Annotated in this window: 27 protein-coding genes and 1 other RNA gene; 9 read left to right on the top strand and 19 right to left on the bottom strand. The window is 46.2% G+C overall.

Going from position 1 to position 26,836, the window contains the following annotated elements; genetic code table 11:
• Nucleotides 1–58 precede the first annotated feature (58 nt).
• Nucleotides 59–1,165 (top strand): YkvI family membrane protein, encoded by a 1,107-nt coding sequence (locus tag ACUUJN_RS09165; protein WP_023988041.1) that lies wholly within the window; start codon nucleotides 59–61, stop codon nucleotides 1,163–1,165.
• Here ACUUJN_RS09165 and ACUUJN_RS09160 read toward each other — a convergent pair.
• Nucleotides 1,162–2,286: a glycosyltransferase family 4 protein gene (locus ACUUJN_RS09160; RefSeq protein ID WP_484669517.1), complete on the bottom strand. Its 1,125-nt coding sequence runs from the start codon at nucleotides 2,284–2,286 to the stop codon at nucleotides 1,162–1,164. The genes ACUUJN_RS09165 and ACUUJN_RS09160 overlap by 4 nt on opposite strands.
• Before the next feature lie 206 nt (nucleotides 2,287–2,492).
• On the opposite strand from ACUUJN_RS09160, the gene ACUUJN_RS09155 reads away from it, so the two are divergent.
• Nucleotides 2,493–3,674, top strand: a complete 1,182-nt coding sequence (locus ACUUJN_RS09155; protein WP_068940274.1) for a GGDEF domain-containing protein — start codon at nucleotides 2,493–2,495, stop codon at nucleotides 3,672–3,674.
• 125 nt (nucleotides 3,675–3,799) lie between these two features.
• On the opposite strand, the gene ACUUJN_RS09150 is transcribed toward ACUUJN_RS09155, so the two are convergent.
• Together ACUUJN_RS09150 and ACUUJN_RS09145 are read right to left on the bottom strand one after the other, a co-directional pair.
• Entirely contained in the window at nucleotides 3,800–4,582 is a 783-nt protein-coding gene (locus ACUUJN_RS09150; RefSeq protein WP_023988038.1) for a pseudouridine synthase, read from the bottom strand.
• Nucleotides 4,579–6,243 (bottom strand): RsmB/NOP family class I SAM-dependent RNA methyltransferase, encoded by a 1,665-nt coding sequence (locus ACUUJN_RS09145; RefSeq protein ID WP_254348001.1) that lies wholly within the window; start codon nucleotides 6,241–6,243, stop codon nucleotides 4,579–4,581. Before ACUUJN_RS09145 ends, ACUUJN_RS09150 begins: the two co-directional genes overlap by 4 nt.
• A 163-nt stretch (nucleotides 6,244–6,406) precedes the next feature.
• On the opposite strand from ACUUJN_RS09145, the gene ACUUJN_RS09140 reads away from it, so the two are divergent.
• On the top strand, nucleotides 6,407–6,934 hold the full coding sequence (locus ACUUJN_RS09140) for a thioredoxin family protein (RefSeq protein WP_013309735.1): 528 nt from the start codon (nucleotides 6,407–6,409) through the stop codon (nucleotides 6,932–6,934).
• Nucleotides 6,935–7,024: 90 nt separating this feature from the next.
• On the opposite strand, the gene ACUUJN_RS09135 is transcribed toward ACUUJN_RS09140, so the two are convergent.
• Genes ACUUJN_RS09135 through ACUUJN_RS09125 form a run of 3 tightly spaced genes read right to left on the bottom strand, consistent with a single transcriptional unit; the run spans nucleotide 7,025 to nucleotide 9,536 of the window.
• A complete protein-coding gene (locus ACUUJN_RS09135; protein WP_340858697.1) occupies nucleotides 7,025–7,594 on the bottom strand; it encodes a DUF309 domain-containing protein in 570 nt (189 codons plus the stop codon).
• Nucleotides 7,595–8,407: a GTP diphosphokinase gene (yjbM, locus tag ACUUJN_RS09130; RefSeq protein ID WP_340858698.1), complete on the bottom strand. Its 813-nt coding sequence runs from the start codon at nucleotides 8,405–8,407 to the stop codon at nucleotides 7,595–7,597.
• A 34-nt stretch (nucleotides 8,408–8,441) separates the two neighbouring features.
• Complete coding sequence (locus tag ACUUJN_RS09125) at nucleotides 8,442–9,536, bottom strand: quinone-dependent dihydroorotate dehydrogenase (protein ID WP_023988034.1); 1,095 nt, start codon at nucleotides 9,534–9,536, stop codon at nucleotides 8,442–8,444.
• Nucleotides 9,537–9,754: 218 nt separating this feature from the next.
• On the opposite strand from ACUUJN_RS09125, the gene ACUUJN_RS09120 reads away from it, so the two are divergent.
• Nucleotides 9,755–9,901, top strand: coding sequence for a hypothetical protein (locus ACUUJN_RS09120; protein ID WP_023988033.1), 147 nt, complete (start codon nucleotides 9,755–9,757; stop codon nucleotides 9,899–9,901).
• Nucleotides 9,902–9,928: 27 nt separating this feature from the next.
• On the opposite strand, the gene ACUUJN_RS09115 is transcribed toward ACUUJN_RS09120, so the two are convergent.
• Nucleotides 9,929–11,353: a L,D-transpeptidase gene (locus ACUUJN_RS09115; RefSeq protein ID WP_076294914.1), complete on the bottom strand. Its 1,425-nt coding sequence runs from the start codon at nucleotides 11,351–11,353 to the stop codon at nucleotides 9,929–9,931.
• Between the two features lie 122 nt (nucleotides 11,354–11,475).
• Here ACUUJN_RS09115 and ACUUJN_RS09110 point away from each other — a divergent pair, with 122 nt between their 5' ends.
• Nucleotides 11,476–11,628, top strand: coding sequence for a hypothetical protein (locus ACUUJN_RS09110; protein ID WP_340858699.1), 153 nt, complete (start codon nucleotides 11,476–11,478; stop codon nucleotides 11,626–11,628).
• On the opposite strand, the gene ACUUJN_RS09105 is transcribed toward ACUUJN_RS09110, so the two are convergent.
• Nucleotides 11,625–11,867 carry a ferredoxin gene (locus tag ACUUJN_RS09105; protein ID WP_023988031.1) on the bottom strand — a complete coding sequence of 81 codons (243 nt, stop codon included), beginning with the start codon at nucleotides 11,865–11,867 and terminating at the stop codon, nucleotides 11,625–11,627. The two genes, ACUUJN_RS09110 and ACUUJN_RS09105, sit on opposite strands and share 4 nt — an antisense overlap.
• Nucleotides 11,868–12,028: 161 nt before the next feature.
• Entirely contained in the window at nucleotides 12,029–13,309 is a 1,281-nt protein-coding gene (locus ACUUJN_RS09100; protein ID WP_235308035.1) for a DNA polymerase IV, read from the bottom strand.
• Between the two features lie 292 nt (nucleotides 13,310–13,601).
• Here ACUUJN_RS09100 and cimA point away from each other — a divergent pair, with 292 nt between their 5' ends.
• Nucleotides 13,602–15,218, top strand: coding sequence for a citramalate synthase (gene cimA / locus ACUUJN_RS09095; protein WP_013309728.1), 1,617 nt, complete (start codon nucleotides 13,602–13,604; stop codon nucleotides 15,216–15,218).
• 38 nt (nucleotides 15,219–15,256) lie between these two features.
• Here cimA and ACUUJN_RS09090 read toward each other — a convergent pair whose 3' ends face one another.
• From ACUUJN_RS09090 to ACUUJN_RS09075, 4 genes are all read right to left on the bottom strand, one after another.
• A complete protein-coding gene (locus ACUUJN_RS09090) occupies nucleotides 15,257–15,901 on the bottom strand; it encodes a TlpA family protein disulfide reductase (protein ID WP_484669516.1) in 645 nt (214 codons plus the stop codon).
• A 172-nt stretch (nucleotides 15,902–16,073) separates the two neighbouring features.
• Nucleotides 16,074–16,811: an exonuclease domain-containing protein gene (locus ACUUJN_RS09085; RefSeq protein WP_023988027.1), complete on the bottom strand. Its 738-nt coding sequence runs from the start codon at nucleotides 16,809–16,811 to the stop codon at nucleotides 16,074–16,076.
• Complete coding sequence (locus ACUUJN_RS09080) at nucleotides 16,808–17,890, bottom strand: DUF294 nucleotidyltransferase-like domain-containing protein (protein WP_023988026.1); 1,083 nt, start codon at nucleotides 17,888–17,890, stop codon at nucleotides 16,808–16,810. Before ACUUJN_RS09080 ends, ACUUJN_RS09085 begins: the two co-directional genes overlap by 4 nt.
• A gap of 48 nt (nucleotides 17,891–17,938) precedes the next feature.
• Entirely contained in the window at nucleotides 17,939–19,342 is a 1,404-nt protein-coding gene (locus tag ACUUJN_RS09075) for an ammonium transporter (RefSeq protein WP_013309724.1), read from the bottom strand.
• Between the two features lie 295 nt (nucleotides 19,343–19,637).
• Here ACUUJN_RS09075 and ACUUJN_RS09070 point away from each other — a divergent pair, with 295 nt between their 5' ends.
• Complete coding sequence (locus tag ACUUJN_RS09070) at nucleotides 19,638–20,069, top strand: MerR family transcriptional regulator (RefSeq protein WP_023988024.1); 432 nt, start codon at nucleotides 19,638–19,640, stop codon at nucleotides 20,067–20,069.
• A gap of 40 nt (nucleotides 20,070–20,109) precedes the next feature.
• Nucleotides 20,110–20,781 carry a zinc metallopeptidase gene (locus tag ACUUJN_RS09065; protein ID WP_023988023.1) on the top strand — a complete coding sequence of 224 codons (672 nt, stop codon included), beginning with the start codon at nucleotides 20,110–20,112 and terminating at the stop codon, nucleotides 20,779–20,781.
• Nucleotides 20,782–20,861: 80 nt separating this feature from the next.
• On the opposite strand, the gene gltC is transcribed toward ACUUJN_RS09065, so the two are convergent.
• Nucleotides 20,862–21,800, bottom strand: coding sequence for a glutamate biosynthesis transcriptional regulator GltC (gene gltC / locus ACUUJN_RS09060; RefSeq protein WP_023988022.1), 939 nt, complete (start codon nucleotides 21,798–21,800; stop codon nucleotides 20,862–20,864).
• 98 nt (nucleotides 21,801–21,898) lie between these two features.
• Complete coding sequence (locus ACUUJN_RS09055; protein ID WP_023988021.1) at nucleotides 21,899–22,522, bottom strand: rhomboid family intramembrane serine protease; 624 nt, start codon at nucleotides 22,520–22,522, stop codon at nucleotides 21,899–21,901.
• 119 nt (nucleotides 22,523–22,641) lie between these two features.
• On the opposite strand from ACUUJN_RS09055, the gene tpx reads away from it, so the two are divergent.
• Nucleotides 22,642–23,160, top strand: coding sequence for a thiol peroxidase (gene tpx / locus ACUUJN_RS09050; protein ID WP_053325164.1), 519 nt, complete (start codon nucleotides 22,642–22,644; stop codon nucleotides 23,158–23,160).
• A gap of 92 nt (nucleotides 23,161–23,252) precedes the next feature.
• Here the strand turns inward: tpx and ACUUJN_RS09045 are convergent, their stop codons facing one another.
• The 4 genes from ACUUJN_RS09045 to cshA form a co-directional block, all read right to left on the bottom strand.
• Nucleotides 23,253–23,645 (bottom strand): DUF1499 domain-containing protein, encoded by a 393-nt coding sequence (locus tag ACUUJN_RS09045; RefSeq protein ID WP_013309718.1) that lies wholly within the window; start codon nucleotides 23,643–23,645, stop codon nucleotides 23,253–23,255.
• A gap of 211 nt (nucleotides 23,646–23,856) precedes the next feature.
• Nucleotides 23,857–24,051: non-coding RNA, 6S RNA (ssrS, locus tag ACUUJN_RS09040), on the bottom strand.
• A gap of 58 nt (nucleotides 24,052–24,109) precedes the next feature.
• Nucleotides 24,110–24,871: a YesL family protein gene (locus ACUUJN_RS09035; protein WP_023988019.1), complete on the bottom strand. Its 762-nt coding sequence runs from the start codon at nucleotides 24,869–24,871 to the stop codon at nucleotides 24,110–24,112.
• Between the two features lie 222 nt (nucleotides 24,872–25,093).
• Nucleotides 25,094–26,683 (bottom strand): degradosome RNA helicase CshA, encoded by a 1,590-nt coding sequence (gene cshA / locus ACUUJN_RS09030; protein ID WP_484669515.1) that lies wholly within the window; start codon nucleotides 26,681–26,683, stop codon nucleotides 25,094–25,096.
• Nucleotides 26,684–26,836 lie beyond the last annotated feature (153 nt).

Below are 26,836 nucleotides of genomic sequence, written 5' to 3'. Positions count from 1 at the left end.
ATAGTTTGTATTATATGCTCGCTGCAGCGTTATTCAAGCAGGCAAGGAGGGACTGGGGATGAAACGTAATATTCATGTTTTCCAGATTGCTTTTACATACATCGGTACAATCGTCGGTGCCGGATTTGCTACCGGACAAGAAATTCTGCAATTTTTTACGCAGTACGGTCGTTGGGCTACACTCACTATTATGCTATCCACAATCATATTTGTATGGTTGGGTACGAAAATGATGCTGATCGCTCATGATATTTCAGCCAAATCCTACGAGGACCTGAACAAACATCTTTTTGGCGCCAATGCCGGGAAATGGATTAGCTGGTTCACACTCATCGTGCTGATTGGCGTAAACAGCGTCATGCTGGCAGGAGCTGGCTCTGTTTTTGTAGAGCACCTTCACCTGCATTACCAAACCGGACTGCTTATTACACTGATTGGAACTTATTTGCTGCTAAGTAAAGGCATTAAAGCCATCTTGCACATGAACACCGTGGTTGTCCCTTTGATGATCATCATGTCTCTTCTGCTCGTTCACAGCACGCTCTCCATGCCTAATCCTCAGAGCTTTATTACGAATACGACAGATCACAGTACATTTCGAACCTTGCTCTCTCCACTGCTGTACACGTCCTTCAACCTGACTATGGCCCAAGCCGTGCTTGTACCCCTTGGCAGCCAAACCTTTTCCCGAAGAACCATCCGCTGGGGCGGAGTTTTGGGAGGAATTGGTGTCGGATTTATGCTGATGGCTGCGCACTTTGCCATGTCAGCACATATGCCGGGTATTCAGCAATTTGAAATCCCTATGGGAAGCATTGCTTACCGTCTGGGTGCCTTTGTCGAAATCATATACATTCTACTCATTTTCATGGAAATCTTCAGTACCTTTGTAGCCGACATTTATGGAGTCAGTCTGCAAATTCGTCAGCATGTCCAAATTTCGCCCAAGCTCATCACACTATTCATTATGCTCACCTGTTTTTTAATCAGTCAGTTCGGCTTCAGTTCACTGTTATCTGTCCTTTATCCTATTTTCGGAATGCTCAGTCTGATGTGGGTTAGTAAACTGATCATAGCAGGACGCGGGAGACCTTTCCGTTCCTCACGTCCTCGCTCCAGCTTTCGGCATTCCGATTCCAAACCAGGTGATACTCGTCATGGTTAATGTGGAAATTTCAAATACATTTTCTTCAACTCGTTAACCGCTCGACTTAAAGAATAGCTTGATTTAGCCTTATCACAGGCAGATCTAGCCAGCTCATAACGATAGGCAGGGTCAGCAATGACCTTCTCTAAAGCGTCTGCCAGTGCCCTCGGATTGTCGGGTGGCACGAGCAGGCCATTTACCCCATCCTCAATCTGCTCCGGTATTCCTCCCACTTCTGTACCTACCAATGCCAGACAACTCAACGCTGCTTCCGCAAATACCGAACCAAAGGCCTCCGCCCGAGAAGGCAAAACAAATACATCAAAGAAAGGCATAAACTCTTCTGGATGAAGGGTATATCCATAAAAAATCGTCTCATGGTATATATCGAGCTGTCGTGCCATCTCTTCCAGCTCAGGGCGAACCGGACCGTCTCCAATAATATGAAGCACAAATTCCAGATTTCTTTTTTTAAGTTCAGCACAGGCCCGCAATAAAATATCCAGTCCTTTCGCCGGAACAAGGCGGCAAACGGTTATGAGCTGTGTCACTTCATTTTCGTGTGGAATGGGCTTGAAGCGCTTCTCATCATATCCGTTCGGAATGACTGCAATGTCTTGCGGATTCTGAACGTAAGGAGTTAAGTAATGCTGAAAAGAATGAGATACCGCTATCAAGCGATCCGCCTTCTGCTCCATTTCCCCATACAGTGACACCAAGAATTGGTGTTCAGGCCCGTTCTCCTCTATTTTCCCGTTTAGAATTAACTCCTTCTCATAGGAAGAGTGAATCGTCTGTACGAGCGGAATGTCAGGAAAAACAGTTTTCATGGCGATTCCGGCAATAGGATGATGGGCATGAACGAGGTCATAGGGCTTCTGAATACGAAGCCGTGTCCACCACAAATAGTCACGGTACGTCTGAATATATTTTTGGACGATTGGATATTGTTCATATCTCGTCCAGTCAAAGGTATCAAAAGTTACTTCGTCCCTACCCTTGTTGCGAATCCGTTTAGGGATTGAAAATAGCTCCATTTCCCAACGGGGGGATGTAAATCGCTCTTGCAGATATGGAATCATGGATGAAACGCCTCCCGGTTGCTCGGGTGGGAAAAAGAGAGCCTGTAGCAATTTCATGACGTGCTTCCCCTTTCAAGCATTAAACTGCCCGGATCACAGATTGTATGTATAGGTTTCCGGATTTTCTGAAAGATGATATATTGAGAATAAATGTTAGTCACAAAAGAAAATTATAACATTTTAAATGGGATAAATCCTGTCTATTGTATCGGAACGGTATCATCCGTTCAATAGATTGACTACTTTTGCAAATGGAGTCGGTGATGTTGACGTTGTTGTCCTTATCGGGAACCTTGGGTTTCCCATCTCTGGCCGGGGCCGTAAGTGCAGCCTGCGGTTTGTATATTATACTCATGATGGCACTGATGTGCGTGATCATATATAGCAGACAACGAAAAAAAGCCTATATCCTTTTTTCGGTTGCCGCTATTATTATTATGACATATGAAGCCATGAATCTCTATTCAGCAGGCGGAGGCAAGATACAACTCCAAGGAATCGTGTGGAAAAATGCGCTGGAGGCATCTGCCTTCGTGCTCATCAATGCCGCCGTATTTCAACTCTACCGGAAGCTGAAACGTGTGCAGACATGGACCCTGCTGCTGCTGGGTGCGTTATTGATATTGCCGGTTATTGCTTGGACTGCAGGTTTGTTGCCCGCTTGGATCAGCGCAGCGAAACTAGTTGGGTTCACTCTGTTTTATCGAGTACTGGTACTTATACTGAGCCTTGTGTTCATAACCCCACGAATCGGACAGCCAAAGAAGTATGTAGCGGGCTTATTCATGTATTTGCTCTGGCTCGGCTATTTGTGGCTGCGAAATGACATCCCTGAAGAAGCAGGCAGGTCAAACGCAGTCCTGTATATGTCATTTTTACCATTGCTGTACTATACTACGTTGTTCATCATCCTGTTTGAACGGATTGTGGAGCTGCTCCAAAGGATTTACCGTTCTTCCATCACCGATGGTCTGACAGGGCTGTATAACCGCAAATATTTTTCGGGACGACTACGGCGATATATGGATCAAGGAATCCGCGTGTCGGTCATTTTTTGCGATATTGACAATTTCAAAAAGCTGAATGATACGCAGGGCCATGCTCGTGCGGATGAAGTACTCAAACAGGTCGCACAGATTATGGAGGATGAACTGGATGAAATCGGACTGACCGGACGATACGGTGGCGAGGAACTGGTCGCAATGGTTGTGGATCGACGTGCCAAGGTTGGACATGTCGCAGAACGTATCCGCGAGCGGGTCGCGGAAGAAAGCATTGTCACGATCAGTGTCGGATACAGTACAGTGAAGAAAGAAATGAACCCGGATGAACTGGTCAAGCAGGCCGATCAAGCAATGTACATATCCAAAACGACAGGTAAAAACAAGGTTACAGCTTATAAAGCAGCCGAAGTGAAAAAGAGTCGGGCAGCACGCGCACAATAATTCGTAACCTGCAATTCAGTGTTGAACGTTGAGTTTGAATAATTCTCTGTCTGGTTGCCTATATCATAAAATGACGCACAGGAATCTCATAAGAACCTGTGCGTCATTTATATTTAATCTGCCTATCATACTTCTGACGTCGCAGATGCTATATCCCGGCCGATCCATGCCAGTTCTTCACTAGTCAGCTCTCGATAGCTGCCCAGTGGAAGCTGTTCATCCAGCTTCAATGGCCCCATGGCCGTTCTTTTCAAATAGGTCACCTTTTTACCAACCGCCTCGAACATACGCTTCACTTGATGAAACTTACCCTCATGGATTACAAGCGAAATATAGGAAATGACTTCTCCATCTGCCTGGTACGGATGTTCGTGACGAAGAATGGTCAACTGCGCGGGAAGGGTAACATACCCATCATCCAGTTCCACTCCTGCTGTAAATTGATGAATATCCTCCTCCGTGACATGACCCGACACGGTAGCCTCATACGTTTTAGGGACATGCCGCCGTGGAGAAAGTAGTTCGTGCGCTAGCTTACCGTCGTTGGTCAACAACAATAGTCCTTCTGTATCTTTATCTAAGCGTCCTACTGGAAAGGGCTCAAAATGTCGTTCTTCCGCACTCAGCAAATCCAACACCGTCCGCTCCCTCGTATCTTCAGTTGCAGATATGACGCCCGGTGGCTTGTGCAGCATGATGTAAATATACTCCCGAAAAACAACAAGTTCCCCGTTCACTTCAATCTGATCCTGGTAGGGATGAACCTGTAAGCCGCTATCCTTGGTGGTTCTCCCGTTTACCGTGATCATCCCTTGCTTCACCTGTCTCTTGATATCACTACGGGAGCCATATCCCATATGGGTTAAAACTTTGTCCAAACGTTGCGTTTGTCTTCCTTTTCCACTCATACCGATGTCCACCTCCAGCCTGTAGGGTATTCATTTTTGAGCATGCCGTCCTGCCATTTGCCCCACCCAGCCGAATAACCATCAATGCACACGAGAGTATAGCCTTTGGGCTGGACTTCGTTCCGCAGTGCCATTCTCTCAACGGGGATGGACAAGGTCTCACCTTTTAAATACCGGATGGCCTCAGCATCTGAACTGGAGAGATTGATGCTTCTAACCGCCTCTGAAGGGCGTAATGCCACCGCCAGCGGATGTGAAGGCACAAAGCGACCATTCTTGTCGGTACCCATAAACCAGCCTGGTCGCACCACCTTCAGGCCGTCCAAACGATGTGATGCCAGTGGCGACTGATAAATGCGATCTCCGTAAACCACCGTATAGCCTGTTAAGCACACCTCCAGCTGCTCCTTCACAAATTGGTGATAGGACTCCAGCACATCCTGTGGGGAGCGTGCAGCGGATTTTACATTTTCTTTGCCAGAACGGGACTTATTGCCACCCAAGCCGCGCGCGGACTTTCCTTTACCGGACTTCCCATCCATTCCTTTACCACTTCGTTTAGGCTCACCAGTCGCATGTCTTCCTTGACCGCTTGGCGTCAACGCTTCCTTGACGGACAAAAACTGCTTCTTCCGTGGATACACTGCATCTATGTTCAATGCCCTGTCATTCTTGTCCTCACGTTGAGTCAAATCCCCGGATTCAGTGTGATCTTCCATCGCAGCAGCATTGCCACCCTGATGTTGCAACACAGCGATAAAATGGCCTTCTCCCTCTACGAGATGCGGCCAAAGGCGTGCTGTTCCCCGCAGTTCGGGGTGTGCTGCCGCGACCTCTTCACTCATCCATTCCGGATGACCTGGTGCAAAGCCTGCTTCCGATGGAACAGGGACTACGTCAAAATCGGGATGAGCTCCCAGAAATTCTGCGATCATTCCTTCGTTTTCTTCTGGCGCAAAGGTGCAGGTCGAATAGACAATTCTCCCTCCTGCGCTCAGCATTGAGGCCGCTACACGCAAAATGTCCCGTTGCATGACTACACATTTATCCACCGAATGCGTCTCCCATTGTTTTGCCATATCCTCATCCTTGCGGAACATACCTTCTCCCGAGCAAGGTGCGTCAATTAGTATCTTGTCAAAAAAATGTGGAAAGGCAGCGGCGATTCGATCCGGGCTTTCATTCAGTACCACGGCATTACGCACACCGTACAATTCCACATTTTTAGCCAACGCTTTGGTTCGGTCCGCGCTAATATCATTTGTCACCAATACGCCGCTTCCTTGTAGTTTGGCAGCTATTTGGGTCGATTTCCCGCCCGGTGCAGCGCACAAGTCCAATACAGCTTCGTCCTGAGCTACATTGAGTAGCTCAACTGGAGACATTGCACTCGGTTCCTGTACATAGTACAGCCCCGCATGGTAGTAAGGATGTAACCCCGGCTTTGTACCGTGCGGAATGTAGAAACCCGTGGCACACCACGGAATCGGCCGCAGTTCGAACGGAGAACGTTCCTTAAAGTCCTCCATCGGAATTTTTAACGTATTGACGCGAATCCCGGCATGGGGCGTGTGGTCATAGGCGGTCATAAATGCTTCAAATTCGTCGCCGAGCAATTGCTCCATGCGCTTTACAAATGCTGTGGGGAGCTGTACACCCATAATCGTAATCATCCTGTCCTTTTAAAATAAATTTTATTGTACCATATTCAACCTGTTATCCTGCAATATCGGTGTGATTTACAAACTTTCACTACAAGCTGTAATGTTGTATAATAATGAGATTCATAGCTACATATTTTGAATTTTGATAGGAGAGATTGCATTGAACGCACAAAAATCCAACAAAAAAAAGCTTATACCTGTCATCGGCTTTTTTGTTGTGCTGGTCATTTTGCTTGGAGTGCTGCTCGCTTTAAATTCAGGCACTAAAAACAAGCTGTATGGCGTTTCCACAGCCTCGTTAAATCCTGCTACTCAAGAGCTGCTGAATGACCCGAACTATCAGCAAATTATTAAGCCAGAAGATCTACAGAGCAAAATTGACAAAAAGGAAAACTTCTTCGTCTATCATTTCGCGTCCGACTGTGTGCATTGCCGCGCCACTACTCCCAAGCTCTTGCCTTTGAGCAAGCAGGAGAACATCACGATGCACGAATTTAACCTGCGTGAGTATGAGGATGGCTGGGACAAGTATAAGATTGAGTATACCCCTACGCTCATTTATTACGAAAAAGGCGTGGAAAAGGAACGTATGGTAGGCGGGTTGAAGGAAAGTCCTTCGGACAATGGGTACACACTCGACGATTTCAAAGCCTTCTTTGAGAAATATAAAAAGAACGTAACCTCCTAGTCAAACGTTCACACACCTGAAACGATAAAGCAGCCCGATCCCCATGAAACGGATCGGGCTGCTTGCTTATCATGTGCATGTGCTTCAAACTCAAGGCGCATCCTTCGTTTCCACCGAGACAAAGCCCGATCCGCCAGCGGCCTGTCTTCGCCTAATTGAAGCTTCCAGCGCCTGCTGACGCTGCTCATGCTTTTCCCCACGCCGAGGACCTCTCTGCTGCGGGATGTTGACTGGAATGGACGACGATGCCTTCTCCACGGCACGGCGCAACCCGGGCTCGACGATTTCAATCGTCAAATCCCGATAAACCGGCGGTTGGTGCTGAAGCTCCTCCGTGCAGGTCATAACAGCTTCAGCAAGCTGACGGGCGCAAACGCGCGCCTCGTCCACCAGCTTCGCCATATTAATGCCCAGCGCCTGCGAAGGAGCATGCTTCAACCGATGGACCGCACTATCCAGCATCATATGTCCACCACGATAGTTACCATTCCGAAAATGATACAGTCCTACAGCAACTTGCAGCAAACCTTTATATACAGGGTCACGGTCCAGCTTAAGCCACAGCTCTTCCAGTACCTCATGACATTCAAAGTAATCCCGATCCCGATTGAAGTATACCAAATAAGTCACGTACAGCGGTTCGTAGGAAAGGTTTGCCATTTAATATTCATCCCTGTCTTCTTCCTTGGTAGAGGCTTCTAGCATCTCTTTAACCTCATCGTGAAGCAGCTTGATTCCTTCCATGTCGTGCCGTTCCCACAGTTCATTAAATCTGCGCTGCGCATCAATCGTTTCACTGATCTTATGGTAGAAATACAGCCGATGCATACCTGTTAGCACTTTGGATACGATATTGGCTTCATCCTCGAACTTTTTCTGCGCTTCCAATATTTCAATACGCATGGAAGACATCTCATTATCCAATACAAAGGCTGCCTCAGCTGCCTTTTTCAACCGTGTGCGCATATTATCAGGCAAGCTTTCACGATACTTATAGCTAAGAGAATGCTCAATAGTTGCCCAAAAATTCATAGCCAACGTACGGATTTGAATCTCTGCCAGCACGATTTTCAACCCCACTGCTGTCTGAACCGGATACTCCACAATCATATGAAAGCTGCGATAGCCGCTGTCTTTATAATTGGTGATATAGTCCTTTTCATACAGTACGGTCAAATCCTTACGTCTTCTGATATATTCGGCCACCCGCCGAATATCCTCTACAAATTGACACATAATGCGAATGCCTGCAATATCCTCGATTCCCGTCTCCAGCTGATCAGAAGGAACTTGTAATCTCTTCGCCTTATCGAGGATGCTTGATATTTTTTTAACCCGTCCGGTTACGAATTCGATAGGAGCGTATTCCTCGCGCTTTTTCAGCTCCGCACGCATTGTTTTGAACTTGACCTTAAGCTCTTCCACCGCCTGATCGTATGGCAGTAAAAATGTTCCCCAGTCTCTTCCGTCCATCCCCGTACCTCCTGTCTCTTCCGACAACACTTTTTTATCTGTGATCTGCACCAACAGCCTCGTTAATGTGTCTAAAGCCGTCCTTTCGAAGCAGCTCACGCAGGCCAGCATGTATAGCCCTATTTACTTCCGGCCCTTCGTAGATCAATGCTGTATAAATTTCAATCAGGCTTGCGCCTGCTTTAATTTTGTCATAGGCATCACGACTCGTGAAGATGCCGCCTGATCCGATAATAGGCAGCTTACCTTCCGTCTGGCGATACACCCGTCCGATGACCTCTGTGGAACGGTCACGCAGCGGCTTACCACTCAGCCCTCCTGTTTCACTCGCATTTCGGTGCGTCAGACCAGCTCTGGATATTGTTGTATTGGTCGCAATAATGCCGTCTACTCCACTGGCAGCAATCGCGTCTGTCATATATTCCAATTCCTCATCCGATACATCCGGCGCAATTTTAACCAGTACAGACTTGGCATTGCCATACTTTTTCGCCTGGACTCCCATCTCTGCCCGAACCGCTTCCAATAGCGACTTCAGTTCATGACCATGCTGGAGCTTTCGTAAATCCGGCGTATTCGGCGAGCTAATATTCACTACAAAGAAGTCCGCATATGGATACAGTGCAGAAATACACTTTTCATAGTCCTTATGAGCATCCTCATTGGGCGTGAGTTTATTTTTACCGATATTAACTGCGACCGGAACAGGTCGATGTTTGAGTGCAGCCAGACGTTTGGCCATGCTCTCAGCACCCAGATTGTTAAAGCCCATCCGATTAACTAACGCCTCATCGGGAGGCAGTCGGAACAAACGAGGTCGATCATTGCCGGGCTGTCCCACAGGTGTCACCGTTCCCACTTCCATAAATCCAAACCCGATGGAAGAAAAACCAGTAACCGCTTCTGCATTTTTATCCAGTCCTGCAGCCAGTCCAATCGGGTTGGGAAAATGAATGCCAAACAGATCAACGGCAAGATCCTCCGTTTCCTTGACTCCGTACATCCCTCGCAGTGTCGCTGCTCCACCAGGGAGTGAACCCGCATGTTTTAAGCCGTCAATGACTACATGATGGGCCGTCTCTGGACTCATTTTAAAAAAAACAGGTTTCGCAATCCTTCGATACAACACGATTCATCCACTCCGTTCTATGCCCTTGCACAATCCTAAAAAAACATCTCTACAAAATAGTTTAGCTTTTTCCATACCAAAAAGAAAGTAATTTGCGAGGTGTAGTATCAGAACAATTCAGTTGTCATGGAGATGTCATTGAAAATGTATAATCAAACCATTTACAATGGACATAGTAAGACAAGACCTTAGCCCGTTAGAAAAGAGGGATTGCTGATATGAAGACCAAGCGCAAGCCGCCCAGTCTGCAAAAGAAAAAGGATGAGGTGAACAAGAAAGCGATTGTATGGACCGCCGTCAGCTTTGTTCTCCTCATCATTGTGATTATTCTGGTCATTGTTTTAGCACAAGCAGGAAATCGTTAAACACCAAGTAGCAATAGCATCAAAACGTTAATTTAGCCAGTGATAGGTTTTGCGGGGATTCGTCTGGTCATGCTGCGGCTCACTTGTAAATCGAGAACCAGGCACAAGCACTTGATCAGGCAATCCCCCGTTACCAATGACCACCTCCGTACCCGAAGGTACGAGTGCAAACAATTCCTCCACATCCTCTTTACCCATTCGGACGCAACCCAACGACTCATTTTTGCCAATGCTGTCCGGCTCGTTCGTGCCATGAATGGCATAATTCGTTGCAGACAGTTGCATTCCACGACTACCAAACTCACCGTTGGATTTACCGTTCGGATTTACTACTTTATCGGTAATCACAAATTTCCCTTCTGGTGTTCTTTCTCCACCCAAACCGATAGGATAATTTCGAATAAGTACATTGCCACTTACCAGGGCGAGCCTGTGCTTAGATTTGTCCACCACAATTCGCAGCGGTTGCCCCAGAAAAGGTCGTCCGTGCAATGACGATGCCAGTAGTGGACTGCTTTCGGCCGACGAGTCAGCGTCTAAATCTACTGCCTTCCCAGTTCCATGTCCAGGTGAAGCAAGTAATTTACGCATAGGTGTAAAAGCCTTCTTCATCCCGTCTGTCGTACCGTACATCGTGTTAGCGGGAAAGTCTCGAGTCAGTTCATCAAGACTCTGGGGAAGACGTTGATGCTGTGAGCGAAAAGCACGCATGGAGCTATTCAACACAGCTAATTCCTCCTGTCCAGCAGCCCATTTTAGACCTGCTTTGCGAAGATTTTCACTGTCTGACGGCTTGCAAGCACACGCAGCGGCGTCGTAAGACTGAACAGCTAATTCGCCGTTTCCTTTGTTCTGTACACTAAGTAATGGCTTCATGCCCTCTCTCCAGAGCAGCCACGAGCCCCCTTGCTCCATGCCCAACACCGTAGTCTTGGACGGCAATCGGCTAGTCTTAGCCAACATATCAGTAAGCCCCGTTCCAGCTCCACTCCCTTTTCGAGCTTGAGCCGTAAACACACCACCAACCGCACCGATCTGGGCCATCTCCTTCGGATCAGCAGTGGCCACTTTCGTAACTTCAATATTATCAATTGCTGCCTGCTCAGTTCCGGATGGAACAGATGTATTTTCATTTGAGGGTCTCGGTGAATTGGCTGAAGGAACCCATATGAGCAGTAGTACCATTAACGCAGTTAACAGGTGGCGTGTTCGAGCCGTCCTTCGCTCCTTCTCCTTGGACATCTGAACCAGTTTATCCTGATATTCCATCCATACGTCTGCCGGAATCTGTTTATGCTCGAAGGCTTCGAACACTTCTCCTGCGCGATTGAAGCAATAATTTGCTTTGCCCTCCTGACCGCTGCTCTCATACTCTTTGCCGAGTAAATACCAGGCCATTTTATTATCAGGGTGTTTTTTTACATACGATTTAAGATGAGGCGAATGGTTCATCGGATCCTCCTGATCGTGTAATCTTGCATACTTCCTATTATGTATATCGGTAAAAATAGACTCGATGGACAGCACATAAAAAAAACGTCTATCGATGGACTTTCACGGAAGCCAGACCGCGTTTGGCAGAAGTTTTTCTTGCGATTATAGAATGGCTCAGCTCCGCTAAACCATTTTATAATCTAAAAAAAAAAACAGCACCAACAGCTTACTTTCACCGTTATACGGCGAAGGGAGCTGTCGGTGCTGTGCCTATCAAAGAAGCCTACGCTTAACCTTCTTTATTGAACGGCTCGTCTGCTACTTTAATGGAATCTGTAGGGCAACCGTCGCAAGCATCTTGCATATCATCAAACAAATCATCCGAAATTGCCTTGATGCCTTGGTTTGCATCCCCTTCAAAGATCACTTCAGCCAAACCTTCATCATCATAATCATAAATGTCAGGTGCTGTAGCGCCACAGGCTCCGCAAGCAATGCATGTATCTTTTTCTACCCAAGTGTATTTAGCCATAACTTTTCTCTTCCTCCTATACAATCAAACAAACCAGCTTTTACATTCTATTCACATATTAATACAAACCCAATATTATTACAAATTATTTTCCTTTATCCTTCGTGCAAAAAATGCTTATAACGTAAGCTTGTGATGCTTGCAATAATCTATCCAAAAGTTCACTCCGGAGTTGGTAGATTGTCTTTTTGCAGCGAAGTTCCGCGCAGCTTGGAGTTGCGAAGAAGTACCGAAGGATCATCTCCCAGCATCCCAGCGGTCAAAATTGCATTTTCACCAAACTTATCGCGCAGTGCATCCATCGTCTTCAATAAGCTTTCTTTCTTAGGCTGATCCTGGTATTCAAATAGATCCATTTGAACGGCCGCTTCCTCCTTTGGAATGAGCTGCTGTAACGTAATCCCCAGTAAGCGCACAGGCTTATCTTCTCCCCAATGGCGACGATACAACGAACAAGCTTCCTTATATATGTCCTCTGCACTTTCCGTAGGAGTGCTCCTGACTTGAGAACGCGTAAAGGTCTTCATATCCGGCGTCCGAATCGTCAATTGTATACCTCCTGCCAGCATACCGTGTCGTCGAAGCCGCCGGGCTACCTGATCACTAATGTTAAGAAGTACCCGTTGGGCTTCTTCCAGCTTTACCACATCCATAGGCAGGGTAGTCGTGTGACCAATGGACTTGTTTGGCTCCCGCTCAGTGCTGACAGGTGAATGGTTAATTCCGTTAGCGGCCAATTTTAACCACGAACCCGTCACACCAAATACGCCAACCAGCATATGCTCATCGGCCTTAGCCAGTTGCCCAATGGTACGAATATTCATTTGTAGAAGCTTATCTGCCGTTTTGCGGCCCACACCAAACAATTGACCACAAGGAAGGTTCCACAAAATATTGGGTACATCACGCAAACGTAGAATAGATATCCCGCGTGGTTTTTTCAGATCAGAAGCCATTTTGGCCAGCAACTTGTTAGGAGCAACTCCAATTGAACAGGGCAGGCCCAGCTCGTCTTCTACTCTGCGCTGGATTTCCTCAGCAATTTCCATAGGTGTTCCAAACTGTTTGGATCCAGAAATATCCAGATAGCACTCATCAATTGAAGTCGCTTCCAGCATAGGCGTATACGAATATGCAATGCTCATAAATGCTTTGGAATAACGACGATACAAGTGAAAATCAGGCTGTATTACAATGAGCTGTGGACAGATCCGGCGAGCCTGCTGAACGACCATCCCTGTTGAAATGCCCAATCGTCGGGCTTCATAAGAGCAGGTTACAATTACACCTTTGCGCAGCTCACTACTGCCTGCCACCGCGGTAGGCAGTCCCTTATATTTCTCCGGCTCCTCCGCTGCATGAACGGAACAATAAAATGCATTCATATCCACATGCAGAATAACTCGCCCACCAGCCGGATAATAAGCACTGACATCTTTCATGCTCAACCCTTCTTTTTAACTGTAAATTCACCCGTCATCGCGGGAATATGTGTTTTGATTTTATACTTGAGACACTTTTAAATGCTATTTCTATTTTACATAAAAATAATGGTTTTGCGGCTAAAAATGATAATTATATATTACAATTGAAGTCATAAGTTGATATAATCGACTAACATACGAACACGACAAACTAACGCTTTCCTGTTTTTAAGCGTTAAACAACTAAATTAATATGCTTAAAAAAGCAGAGCATCACCAATCTGAGCAATCCGCAAAGGAGGAGTCCCTCATGTCCACCGCTATTTCTATCTTTGACACAACGCTGCGAGACGGCACTCAAGGAGAAGGAATTAGCTTGTCTGCTGATGACAAATTGAAAATCGCCAAAAAACTCGATGATCTCGGTGTTCATTATATTGAAGGCGGGATTCCCGGAAGCAATAGCAAGGATATCGAATTTTTCAAACGGGTACAAGAGCTGGGCCTTCAGGCAAAGATTGTCGCCTTCGGCAGCACGCGACGCAAAGATAGCATCGCAGCACAGGATGTCAATCTGCAACGAATTCTGGAATCCGGCGCTCAGGCTGCTACACTTGTGGGTAAATCATGGGATTTTCATGTACACACCGCCTTACAGACGACGCTGGAGGAAAATCTGTCTATGATTTACGACTCCATCGCCTTTTTAAAGCAAGGGGGCATGGAGGTTATTTTTGATGCCGAACATTTTTTCGACGGATATAAAAATAATCCCGAGTATGCAATGGCCGTTATGAAAAAAGCTGAAGAAGCAGGCGCGGATTGGCTCGTGATGTGCGATACAAACGGCGGTACCCTACCACATGAGATTCAGGAAATTGTCACTATGCTGCAAAGCCAGATAACGAGGTCACAGTTGGGTATTCATACACACAATGACTGCGAATTGGCAGTAGCGAACTCTCTAAGTGCTGTACAAGCAGGCGCAAGGCAGGTTCAGGGTACCATCAACGGCTACGGTGAACGGTGTGGTAACGCTAACCTGTGCTCCGTCATTCCTAATTTGCAGCTCAAGCTGGGCTACGACTGTCTAGATATTGAAAAGTTAAATCAACTCCACAATACAGCCCGCTTTGTGAGCGAAGTCGCCAACGTCAATATGCCTGTGAACCAGCCTTATGTTGGCAATGCAGCTTTTGCCCATAAGGGGGGCATTCACGTGTCAGCCATTCTACGCGACTCGCGAACTTATGAGCACATCGCTCCTGAACTCGTGGGGAACAAGCAGCGGGTTTTGGTCTCCGAACTGGCCGGGCAAAGCAACGTGGTATCCAAAGCGCAAGAGCTGGGCATCACCCTTGACCCATCCAGTGATGAGGCACGTGGCGTAATTAGCCGCATCAAGGAACTGGAGCATCAGGGATACCAGTTTGAAGGCGCGGATGCTTCGCTGGAACTGCTCATTCGTGAAGCAGGCGGTGAAGTGAAGGAAATGTTCTCTTTTGAGTCCTTTAAAGTGCTGGTAGAGAAAACAGCCGGCCGCCCGGTCGTATCCGAGGCATTCTTGAAGCTGAATGTCGCAGGGACGAGTGTCTATACCGCAGCTGAAGGCAACGGTCCTGTCAACGCGCTCGATAACGCACTCCGCAAGGCTCTTTCTCAATATTTCCCTGCCTTGCGGGACATGCATTTGGCTGACTACAAGGTACGTGTGCTTGACGAAAAGGATGCCACCGCCGCCAAGGTACGTGTGCTCATTGAGTCTAAAAATTACGAGGACGTCTGGAGTAACGTAGGTGTATCTGAAAATGTAATTGAAGCCAGCTGGGAAGCTCTCTTGGACAGTTTCCGTTACGCATTGTTGGAAGCACCAACTCCAAAAAACGATCAGGCAGAGCTTACTCATCATGGATTAGTTAATCACTAATCAGGTGCTCGCATGAGCTATAAGGTGCCTTTGGCGGTCTACTCGGCTCCCAAAGACACCTTCTTTTTTTGAAGAGTTTTTATTTTGCGTTCCAACTCCTGCTCACTGAGCATTCCGATTATGATTTCGCGGACCTGTCCATGATGATCAACCAGTACATGGGTCGGAAAAGCCACCCCTCCAAATCGTTCAAACAATGCTCCTTGCTCATCAAGTAAAATGGGAAATTGGAGATCCAAAGAGCGGGAAAACTTCTGTACATCCTCCAATCGATCATAGCGAGTTACATTGATACCATAAACATCCACATCATCTTTGTACTTACTATACAACTCATTCAGCATAGGTGCTTCTAATCGGCACGGGTCGCACCACGAAGCCCAAAAGCTAATAACCAAAGCTTTATTGCGCGTGGCCCCTACATCGTAGGACTTGCCATTTAACCCCTTTAAAATCAAAGAAGGAAGCCGTTGCCCAGGTTTTATCTTTTTCATTACCTCTACCGCATGTGTTTCAGCCTCTACCTCTTTCTCAGCTTCAAGTCTTTCTCTACCATATTCCTCTTTTAATGGTACATTTTTTATGGACAGGCTTGCTGCATAAGTTGTGTTTGCAATAACTCCCCATGAAGCCCCAATCACAACCAGCATAACCATCGCTCTGATGAAAAGAAATCTTTTCACGTCTTATCACCTGTCTTTCATCTAAATGACCCTTACCTTCTCCATAGGATGCCCATACTGTTCCCACCTCTAACCTTCTAAATCTGAACAGGACGCAAAAAAAAACAGCAAACCCACGAAATCGCGAACTTGCTGTTTTTATGTGTATATGAATGCTATGCCTTGTACTGAATCAGGCATGACTTAAATGCGCGTAGACATCTGCCAAATTGGTCACGTTACGCTTCAGCATTTCCTGAACATACGCAACCCACAGCTTAGCCGTCATTTTCGCATCCTCTAACGCATGGTGCCGCCCTTCAATCGGAATGGATTGGTAGGCCAACAATTCATCCAAACTGTAGGTTTGATGTTGCTGTGGCTCGAGCCATTTGGCAAGCATCATCGTATCCAGAACACGATGAGTCAATTGGACTTTAGATGTTTTCCATAACGCAGCATTCAAAAAGGCCTTATCATGAGCGCTAGCATGTGCTACAAGTACTCGCCCACCTACAAAGGACATAAAGTCGTGCAGTCCATTCATAAGTGGTGGAGCTTGATCCGTCATTTCCCGGGTAATCCCAGTTAGCTCGGTAATGTGCTCAGGAATCACAGTCCGTGGATTAACAAGCGTATAAAACTGCTCTTTTTCCATAATCATGTCCCCGACAACCCGAATCGCCCCGAACGATAAAATCTCATCTCCATGCTGTGCTGAAAATCCCGTTGTCTCCAGATCAAAAACTACCGTCTCCAAACGATCCAGCGGGGTCCGCAATACTTCAGAGCGCCGTTGCTCCCGGGTTAAGGAGCGAATAAACGCCATCTGCTGAGCCGTAGGAGCCCCCATTACAGATGCGATCGCAGACGGTACTCCTCCTCTGCGGAGAGCGCTCCAGAAGCCACTTCCCTGCGCCGGTTCCTTCATGACCTTCTCCCTTCCATAAATCGCAACTGCCTTTGCAACGCACGATGCAGCCGTCGTACCGTCGAAAGCGCCTCGCGCAACTCATGCCAGCCTTTACCTTGTTTCAGCGGCTTTACAGCCAGGTAGCCATTGCTGACCAGCAATCCATCATTCTCTTTCACTGGCGTAGCCATTCGTAGCTGAAGCGCAATCCGAAAGGCTCGCTCGCAAGCATCGAGTAAAGGCAACGGTGCCGCTTCCAGTGATGCGAGACGACTGAGCCTTTTGAAGGTGGAGGTTTCCTCTACACCATGTTGCAACGCCAAAAAACGGACTGCGTTCACCAGTGGAATGTACAATCCGTATTTCACATCAAAATCGCCCGCATGCTCACCGAAGCGCTCGGTAACGATCTGACCTAAAATATTAAGTGTCGCTTTATGCCTCACTGTGTTCCTAAGTACCGCCGAGGGTAAATCAGGATGTTTTCGGAACAACTCATAAAAACTTCGTTTCCAGTTTGCAGATAGTCGCTCATCTCCAGCGATATGCCTCATATCAGACGAGATAATCAGATAACGGATCGGCTCCCAAGCAAAATCATCCGACCATTTCGTTAGCTGTTTTTGCCATCCAGACAATGTTTGACGCCACAACGGCTCCGAGCACATTACTTTCCCTTCACATTTGGGATATCCCAAATACTCTAACATCGCAGACACTCTGCGACCAAACTCTCTAAAATACAATTCTTTGTCAGCAGATATTGTGTCACTGATAATCATACCGTTATCCTGGTCACTCCACAGCGTCGATTCCGAGCGCCCCATGCTTCCGAAGGCTATAAATGCGTAAGGGACGGGAGGAGGGCCGAAGCCATCCTCAACCATCCCTTTTTCGCACATTTGTACAGCTCTGGCCGCGATGCGGTCATGCATTTCATTCGCCGTTCGTAACCAGTCTGATAACGGAGCGGAGGCTTGGGAAGCCAGCAGCCATTTTTGAGAGTCGACCCTGGCCTGCCTTAGCGATTCAGGTGTATCTGCATGATCTATCGCTTCGGCGGAACTCACCCAAGGGGCCATATTTTGCAGTTCCATACTTCCATCTCCTCCGCTCATCCATACTGGTTCTTTATATTTTACATATTAGTTCACAATTCCAGAACGCTTTTCAGCCTCAGCAACCAACTTCATTTGCTCAGGATAGCCGTACGTACCGTGTTCACTGATATCCAGTCCCATTGTTTCTTCCTCTTCCGTAACGCGAATACCCATAATTGCTTTCATCGCACCCAGAATAATGAAGGAAATGACGAACACGAAAGCCAAGGTGCCAATCAGTCCAAGCAGCTGTACTCCTAATTGGGTAAATCCACCACCATAGAACAGACCCGCTTGACCTACACCTGTTATTTTTACAAGCTCAGGAGTAGCGAACAACCCTGTGGACACTGCGCCCCACATCCCTGCAACACCATGCACGGAGAAAGCATATACCGGGTCATCTACTCTTGCACGCTCGAACCATTGCGCTGTGAAGAAAGTGACGATCCCTGCAACTGCACCAATGACCAGTGCCGCCCAAGGTGCTACAAAGGCACAAGAACCAGTAATGGCAACCAAAGCCGCCAGCACACCGTTTAGCATAGCAGGAATATCTGCCTTTCCGTATACCATCCAGGATACGAGCAAAGCGAAAACTCCACCTGCCGCAGCAGCAATATTGGTAGTCAAGGCCACATATCCAAAGAATCCGTCATTCATAGCCGATACAGCACTACCTGGGTTAAATCCAAACCAACCAAACCAGAGAATAATAACACCCAAGATAGAGTACACCTGATTATGACCAGGGATAATGTTCGGCTTGCCATCTTTATTGAACTTGCCCAGACGCGGTTTGAGCAGCAGTGTAGCGACAAGTGCCGCCGTAGCGCCTGTCAAATGGACTACCGTCGAACCGGCATAATCCTGCATTCCCAACTTACCAAGCCATCCGCCGCCCCACACCCAGTGAGCTACAACCGGATAGATTACGATGGAGAATAAAATACCGAAGATAATGTATACACTTAATTTTGCACGCTCTGCCATCCCCCCGCATGCGATAGAAAGTGATACCGCAGCGAAAGCAAAGTGGAACAAAAACATAATTGTAATCGGAACATCCAGACCTGAAAGAGCATCAAACGATACTGCAGCATCCGTACCACTCATGAAGAAACCCGTCAGTCCCATAAATCCGTTGCCGCCATCATTACCAAAGCCGAATCCAAATCCAAGTGCCCAGAAGGACAAAGCCGCAACACCCGTGGTGAGAATCGTTTTACCAGCGACATGGCCCGCATTCTTCATTCGTGTCGAGCCTGCCTCCAGCAATGCAAATCCCGCTTGCATAAAAAATACAAGTATAAATGCCAAGAACGTAAAGGCCGTGTTTAGCCCAGCTTGAAGTTGAATATTTGTCGGACCGTCAGCAGCAAACGCACCTACCGGAAAAGCTAATACTGTCAGCATGGCCAATAATACAACTAACCACTTTTTTCTCATGAAGCCCACTCCCTCGAATGTTAAGTTTCTTTACATTTCGTGAAATTCTTATTGTCATTATAATCAGAATACATGAAAGTTGACAAGATTTTTTTTATTATGTTAAAAAAATATGGTCCCAAACAATCCATGTCACATTTACTAACTATAAAAGTAGCTTGTTTCTGTCCGAAAAAAAGCATGACGTTTGACTGTATGGTTGGGAATCATGTAAAATATTCTTTATAAACACTCCGTTTGCAAATGCTAATATTGAAGGTTGAACGAAGAGCGCGAGGTGAAGACAGATGGGGATATGAAGCTGTATCGAATTGGTGAGCTAGCCAAGGCGGCTGGTGTCAGCGAACGAACTATTGATTATTACACAAAGCTTGGTTTAATCACACCTGAAGAACGATCATTGAAAAATTATCGGCTTTATAATGATGAAACCTTAAACAGGCTTGAACGTATTAACCAAATGAAACAAGAGAAATATAGCCTCGAGGAAATCAGACAGACACTGATTAAATGGAACTCGGTCGCGGGGGAAGAGCACGTCACGGACAAATTAACGAGTCTAGAAATGCACATGCAGCGTCTGGAACGTGAAGTCAATGAACTACAGCCTCTTCTGGGGCAGCTCAAGCCCGTTCAAGCGCGCAAGTTGCTTACTGGTCTACTACCACAAAGCGCCGCTTGTATCGAAGCTCTGAAGTATCTGCTGGAGCATAGTTCTATGATGTAGATGCCCGGGCTAGTGATGAACAATAATGGAGGGTTGCTTTATGATGGGTATGTATATATTGATTATTCTTGCGTTCGGATTATCCTTATGGGCGCAATTCCGTGTAAAAGGTACTTTTAATAAATGGTCTGATGTCCCAAACGAAAATGGGTTGACCGGTTATGATGCAGCTCGGCATATGCTGGATCGCAATGGTTTGCATGATGTGCCTATTGAACCAGTACCTGGTGCGTTGTCTGACCATTATGATCCAATGCAAAGAGTCGTACGGCTGTCCGAGCCCGTTTATTATGAAAAATCTATTTCCGCAGTTGCCGTAGCTTGTCACGAGGTTGGTCATGCCATTCAGCATAAAGAGCACTATCCCATGCTGGCACTCCGTCACCGGATCTTTCCGATCGTAAACTTCGCTTCCGGGATTGCACCGTTTCTGCTGATTGCCGGTTTCTTATTCAGCTACACGAACCTGATTGGCTTGGGTATCATCTTTTTCTCGGCTACTGTCGCTTTTCAATTAATTACATTACCGGTTGAATTTAATGCTTCCAACCGCGCCCGAGAAATTATGGTTTCCGAAGGGTTTATCCGTAGTGATGAAGAACGGGGTATAGCCAAAGTATTAAATGCTGCTGCATTAACTTATGTGGCTGCAGCTCTCGTTTCATTGCTGGAACTAATCCGCTTAATCGGTATCTTTAACAGCCGGGATTAATTGCTTGTATTACAAAAAAAGGTTGTTCCTCCACCAAGAGGAACAACCTTTTTCCTTTATCTAAAACCAATCAGCTATACTCACTGCCCTAAATCCGCTTTAGCACTTCCATTCGGAGTAGCAGCACTACCTTTAAGGCCAAAATATTGCAACAAAAAAGTTCGGAATGACTTTGCAACTAATGGTAGTTTGTCATCTCTGCGATGAATCAAGCCAATAGTTCGCGTGACCTCTGGATCAACAATCGACACTCTTGCAGGTTGAAGCGGGTTGGTCTGAAACAACGCCATTTCAGGCAAAAGACTGACTCCCATACCAGCCGCAACTAATCCGCGAATCGTATCTGTCTCTTCACCTTCAAAAGCGATATCCGGCGTAAACCCTGCCTCCAGACAAGCCTGCCAGACAATCGGACGTAACGAATATCCATCTCTGAACAGGATGAATTTTTCTCCTTTAAGCTGACTCAGCGTAATGTGTTTGGCCGTAGCTAAAGGATGATTGGGCGGGAGAACAGCAAACAACTCCTCGGTCAGCACCACATCCCCCTCTACATGATCATGACGATCCGGAAAAGGAGATACAAAAGCCAAATCCACCTCACCCGCTAACACATCACGAATTAAACTCGGGTACATCCCCTGTTTAAATCTGAATTTAACATTGGGATACCGCTTTCGGAATTCAGCCACCACCGTAGGAATAAGATGAATCCCCAAACTGTGCGGAAAACCGATGCGGATTTCGCCCCCCTCAGGATCCAAAAACTCATGAACTTCTAAAACAGCTCGCTCTAGATCTTTTATAATCGTCTCAACCCGTTTGCAAAATAGTTGTCCCACTGGCGTAAGCTGCAAATTGCGACCCTTTTGCATAAAAAGATTGACTCCCAGCTCCTCTTCAAGCTGATGAATTTGCCGACTTACCGCAGATTGCGCCACATGTAGCTCCTCGGCTGCCTGAGTGACATGTTCTTTTTGCGCTACCTTCATGAAGTATTGCAACTGTCGTAATTCCACTCCGATATTCGCTCCAATCTGTTTTTCAACATCCGGAAGAAGACGTCAATCGAACATCATCCTCTTTCTTCCCCTGCTAACTTACCGTAAAACTATCTTTAGTGACGTTTGCGTTGGCCAGTCAATCTGATCATTAATCCATAAAGGAAAAACCCACTGAGCAATCCCCCGAAGTGAGCGGTCCAGTTAATGTTCGCTACAGCGAAAGAAAACAGGATACCAAACCCAAGCAGCGTGTACAGCGTTTTACGCGAGGCGTCATCCATCAGTGACCGCTGGAACAGGGCAACGTATAGGAATGCTCCATAGATGCCATAAATCGCTCCTGAAGCTCCTACAGAGACTGTCGTTTCCGTCATCATATTGTAATGCGCGATGGACAGTATGTTCCCTACAATGCCCGTGACCAGATACAATAACACATAGCGGAAGGACCCCAGCAAACGCTCCAGCGGAGGAGCGAAGACGAGTATGGCGAAGGAATTGAACAGAAGATGATCAAACCCTGCATGTAAAAACATAGCTGATACATATCGCCACAGTTGATCAGTGAATGGCGCCTCATTAATCAAAGCTCCATATCGGATCAACGTCAAACTATTTTCCGATCCACCCTGTACGGTGAGTACAATAAACATCACAATATTAATGAGCAAAATCAGACAGGTTACTGGGTAAAACCGCAAATAACTTTTCCAGTTCTCATAACGTAAAAAAATCAAGGCAATCCTTCCTTCATGGGTGTCTCCACCTTATTCAAATTGGACAATGTCTTTTATAAAAGATTATAATAGATTTCGGCAACGATAACCAATGCTAAAAACCAAGGAGGCTATTACATATGGCACAAGAACGTACAGGAGCTGCTACTTTTAAAGGCAATCCTTTGACACTCTTAGGTCCTGAACTGAAGGTTGGAGATCAGGCACCTGATTTCAAATTACAGAAAAACCTGCTAGAAGCAGCTACGCTCCAAGACTTTGCAGGCAAAGTCAAATTGATCAGTGTTGTTCCTTCTTTGGATACAGGCGTGTGTGACGCACAGACTCGACGTTTTAACCAGGAAGCTGATTCCCTTGGGGATCAAGTCGTAGTGCTGACTGTCAGCGTCGATCTGCCTTTCGCTCAAGCTCGTTGGTGCGGTGCTGCCGGTATCGACCGCGTATTGACACTGTCCGACTATAAGGATCATTCCTTCGGCGAAGCTTATGGTGTGTTCATCAAGGAATTCCATTTGGATCATAGAGCTATTTTTGTGATTGATCAAAATGACAAAATCGCTTACGTAGAATACTTGAGCGAAATGTCCGAGCACCCTGACTATGAGCAAGCGATTGCAGCAGTGAAAAAACTCGTCTAAATCAAGACTGAATATTAAAAAAGCGAGTGAAGGGTTGCCTTCCTCGCTTTTTTTGACGTTTGTCTGCCACATCACTGCTCACACATCTACAATTACTGCACGACCTTATGAGCGGACAGCTTCTTGTCAATCACAGCGAACAGTTGCAAAATGATGCGGTAATTCGCGCCCAAGTCCCCTAGCGATCCGCGTGAAGCAGAATAAATATCCACCGCACTCCGAACTGGCGAGACGGACAATATAGAAACGGTAATGTCGACAGTTCTACCGAACGCCGTTCGCTTCTCTAACGTAATCTCACCTACGGATGCTACCTCATGGAGTACCTTGTAGCCAGGAATTTTTTTCAAAATAGATGATACTTCTTCCCAAGCCTTGTCTCTCGATAAGTTATAATAGCGTGTCTTCATTTGGGGGTCCTTGACCCGGTCGCTTGTACCTTCTTGGCTGCGCACAATCCCTACCAGAGTCCTCTTCAACGACAAGACATTTCCTCCTTCACGATAATCGTTGCCATAATGCAGCACATCGGTTTTTTTGCTGCAAGCGCTTTATAAAAACGTTAAACAACAAAAATTTAACCGACCATACCTGTGGTATGCGACCTTAGTACCTCATGTCTTAGTTTAACATTGTTACATACAAAAAACACCCTGTTTCTGCACGAAGCATGAACAGAGTGTATTCATTATCTTTGGAGTACCCGCCGATGCCGTCCGACCATAGCGTCTTCTGAACCTGCTTTAGCAGGTGGGTGACCGCAGAATAAACTTTTGAAGTCCCCTTGTCAGGAATTGACAGGGCTTTTCAGCTGTTCATCCGTATAGATCTCCCTAGACATTGTCATTGGTTCAAAACAACAAATGACCGTAACGTGCATCGCAGGATGTGACCTTATTATAGCGCTTCTCACTCAGAAAGTAAATGCTAGGAGAAATATGTTTTATTTTTAGAGGTTATCACTTTTCTTGTCTTCAATGGTTGCCGTATCTTCATCTTTCTGCTTCATCTTTTCCATTTGATCTTGCATTTTGAGGAATGTTCCATAAAAATTAAAGAAAGCGAACCAGGCAACCACGCTGCCGATGAAGAATAGGAAAAGCACAGGATATTTGACTCCAATAAATATAACAACGGCGCTGCCGAGCATGGTGGAAAATACACGGAATGGTCGAATCAGCGTCAATAAAACCGCATTTTTAATAATTTGTCCGGTAGACATATGATAATGAGCCACCATCGAAAAGAAGTTAAACATAGACACAAGCAAAATAATGATAAGAATAAGCATAATTACGCCCACGATTTGCAAGTTGCTGAGTTGTGTCATATATACGGTATAATCCACATACATGATGACAAACAGCAATGTGTAAAAGATACCCCCGATCAGACTCTGCTTATAATTCTCTTTATACCCTTTAAAAAAGGTACGAAACACGCCCGTATCGGTATCACCCATTACCCATTTGCGAACCACTGTGAACATAGCCGATGTGGCTGGAAATAAAGTAAGCGGTGCCAAAATAGCCATCGCCCAGTTCATTTGTAAAGACTCATTAGCCAAATTCTGATTCATTACAAGTAATTTCAGTATGAGGCAGAATACAAAGGGCGACGAACATAACACCCATAACAAATTTGTAGCCGCCAGTCGGGTAATCCACTCGGTCAGGCGGTAAATACCACCCATAGCTCCTTTAAACTCCAATGTCAGTCTCTCCCTCCGCAAGCCTTGGCAGTTCCAAGACTCATGTTGCTATGCCTATAAATTCCGGCTCTTGACTATATCATACCGTATTTCAGCCCTAATACGCCAGAGAAATCAATACGTGACCCATTAAAGCAGATCGCTAAAAGGTTCATTCATACTGATCAATCATAACAAAAAAGCCGAAGCTTCATCTGCTTCGACTTTTCATTATTTCATTTCTTATTCGGAAGAGGAATCTTCACGTCTTGCAGGACGACGAGTTTCTCCATTGCTGCTCGGGCGTGGTTTACGATCTCCACTGTAGCGGCTTCCGGAATCACGGTTGTAGCCACCGCCTTCTTTGCCACGGTTGTAACCGCCATATCCACCTTTACTTCCACTACCGCTGGTACCGCCAGAACGGTTGGAATTGTAACCACCATTGCTGCGACCGCTATAGTTGGAAGGCTTGCGACCGCCAGAACGCACGTCTGGTTTACGACGTTTTGCACGGATCGGATCTTCTGGAGTCAACTCAATCGATGCTTCTCTTTTCTCACCAGTCATCAGTTTCAGAGCTGCGGAGAGAAGTTGTACAGAATCATATTGCTCCAGCATTTGAATAGCCAAACCTTTGTACTCGTTCAGCTCACCGCTTTCTACAGCCTCTAGGAGACGTTCAGCAATGATACGTTGTTTGCCTTCCAGAGCTTCAGCCAACGTTGGAAGCGGCTTGCGTGGAATGCGGTGACGAGTTACACGTTCGATAAAGTGCAAATGGTCAATTTCACGAGGCGTTACGAAAGACCAAGCTTCCCCTTCTTTACCTGCACGTCCAGTACGTCCAATACGGTGAACATAGCTTTCTGGATCTTGCGGAAGGTCAAAGTTCACAACGTGAGTTACGCCGGAAACGTCCAAACCACGGGCAGCTACGTCAGTCGCTACGAGCACATCGATGCTTCCGTCACGGAATTTACGCATTACAGCATCACGTTGGTTTTGAGACAAGTCACCATGCAAACCGTCTGCAGAATATCCGCGTTTTTGCAGAGCTTCAGCCAGCTCGTCTACCCGACGCTTAGTACGCCCAAATACGATAGCAAGTTCTGGGGATTCCATGTCGATCAAACGGCTCAATGCTTCGAATTTTTGACGCTCAGGAACTTCGATATAGGCCTGATCAATCAGTGGAGCACTAACTTGTTTAGGAATAACTGAAACATGCTCAGGATTTTTGAGGAATTGCTCAGCCAATCTTTTAATATTAGGAGGCATTGTAGCCGAGAAAAGCATCGTTTGGCGCTCGTCTGGAACTTGCTTCAGAATGGATTGAATATCTTCCATGAAGCCCATATCCAACATTTCATCTGCTTCATCCAAAACAACTGTGTTTACATCTTCCAGCTTGATGGTTTTGCGATTAATATGGTCAAGCAAGCGTCCTGGCGTACCAATAATAATTTGAGGTTTCTTTTTCAAAGCACGAATCTGGCGTACGATATCTTGTCCACCATAGATTGGCAAAGTACGAAGACCTTTGAAACGGGAGAGTTTTTCGATTTCTTCAGCTACCTGGATAGCAAGCTCACGTGTTGGTGCCATGATCAGGGCTCTGATTTTTTCGTCGCTTCTAGAAATTTTGTTGATCAGCGGAATACCAAACGCAGCAGTTTTACCAGTACCTGTTTGGGCTTGGCCAATCATGTCTCTGCCTTGCAGTGCAATCGGGATGGATTGGGATTGAATTGGTGTTGCTTCTTCAAAACCCAGTTCTGTAATCGCCTGAATTACTTTCGGTTCAAGATCAAATTCTGCAAATGTCGTCAAATTTATTCAAACTCCTTCATAATGGTGGATGTGGTGGACAATCCACAATGTTGTCTGTATTCTTAAGTAGCGATATTATTGTATAAGTTTTCCCCAATACAGTGACAGTTTATTTAGACCTATAACTGCATCTTTCTGTAATGAATTTGGGGA

The organism is Paenibacillus sp. LRG-1 (assembly GCF_057220305.1).
Note: the sequence above shows the minus strand (reverse complement) of the source record. Positions and strands in the feature narration are given on the sequence as shown.

Bases quoted from the DNA above. Each gene is read 5' to 3' on its own strand.
- ACUUJN_RS09165 (WP_023988041.1), top strand. From the start codon at position 59: ATGAAACGTAATATTCATGTTTTCCAGATTGCTTTTACATACATCGGT.
- ACUUJN_RS09160 (WP_484669517.1), bottom strand. From the start codon at position 2,286: ATGAAATTGCTACAGGCTCTCTTTTTCCCACCCGAGCAACCGGGAGGC.
- ACUUJN_RS09155 (WP_068940274.1), top strand. From the start codon at position 2,493: ATGTTGACGTTGTTGTCCTTATCGGGAACCTTGGGTTTCCCATCTCTG.
- ACUUJN_RS09150 (WP_023988038.1), bottom strand. From the start codon at position 4,582: ATGAGTGGAAAAGGAAGACAAACGCAACGTTTGGACAAAGTTTTAACC.
- ACUUJN_RS09145 (WP_254348001.1), bottom strand. From the start codon at position 6,243: ATGGGTGTACAGCTCCCCACAGCATTTGTAAAGCGCATGGAGCAATTG.
- ACUUJN_RS09135 (WP_340858697.1), bottom strand. From the start codon at position 7,594: ATGGCAAACCTTTCCTACGAACCGCTGTACGTGACTTATTTGGTATAC.
- yjbM (WP_340858698.1), bottom strand. From the start codon at position 8,407: ATGGACGGAAGAGACTGGGGAACATTTTTACTGCCATACGATCAGGCG.
- ACUUJN_RS09120 (WP_023988033.1), top strand. From the start codon at position 9,755: ATGAAGACCAAGCGCAAGCCGCCCAGTCTGCAAAAGAAAAAGGATGAG.
- ACUUJN_RS09115 (WP_076294914.1), bottom strand. From the start codon at position 11,353: ATGAACCATTCGCCTCATCTTAAATCGTATGTAAAAAAACACCCTGAT.
- ACUUJN_RS09105 (WP_023988031.1), bottom strand. From the start codon at position 11,867: ATGGCTAAATACACTTGGGTAGAAAAAGATACATGCATTGCTTGCGGA.
- ACUUJN_RS09100 (WP_235308035.1), bottom strand. From the start codon at position 13,309: ATGAAAGATGTCAGTGCTTATTATCCGGCTGGTGGGCGAGTTATTCTG.
- cimA (WP_013309728.1), top strand. From the start codon at position 13,602: ATGTCCACCGCTATTTCTATCTTTGACACAACGCTGCGAGACGGCACT.
- ACUUJN_RS09085 (WP_023988027.1), bottom strand. From the start codon at position 16,811: ATGAAGGAACCGGCGCAGGGAAGTGGCTTCTGGAGCGCTCTCCGCAGA.
- ACUUJN_RS09080 (WP_023988026.1), bottom strand. From the start codon at position 17,890: ATGGAACTGCAAAATATGGCCCCTTGGGTGAGTTCCGCCGAAGCGATA.
- ACUUJN_RS09075 (WP_013309724.1), bottom strand. From the start codon at position 19,342: ATGAGAAAAAAGTGGTTAGTTGTATTATTGGCCATGCTGACAGTATTA.
- ACUUJN_RS09070 (WP_023988024.1), top strand. From the start codon at position 19,638: ATGAAGCTGTATCGAATTGGTGAGCTAGCCAAGGCGGCTGGTGTCAGC.
- ACUUJN_RS09065 (WP_023988023.1), top strand. From the start codon at position 20,110: ATGATGGGTATGTATATATTGATTATTCTTGCGTTCGGATTATCCTTA.
- tpx (WP_053325164.1), top strand. From the start codon at position 22,642: ATGGCACAAGAACGTACAGGAGCTGCTACTTTTAAAGGCAATCCTTTG.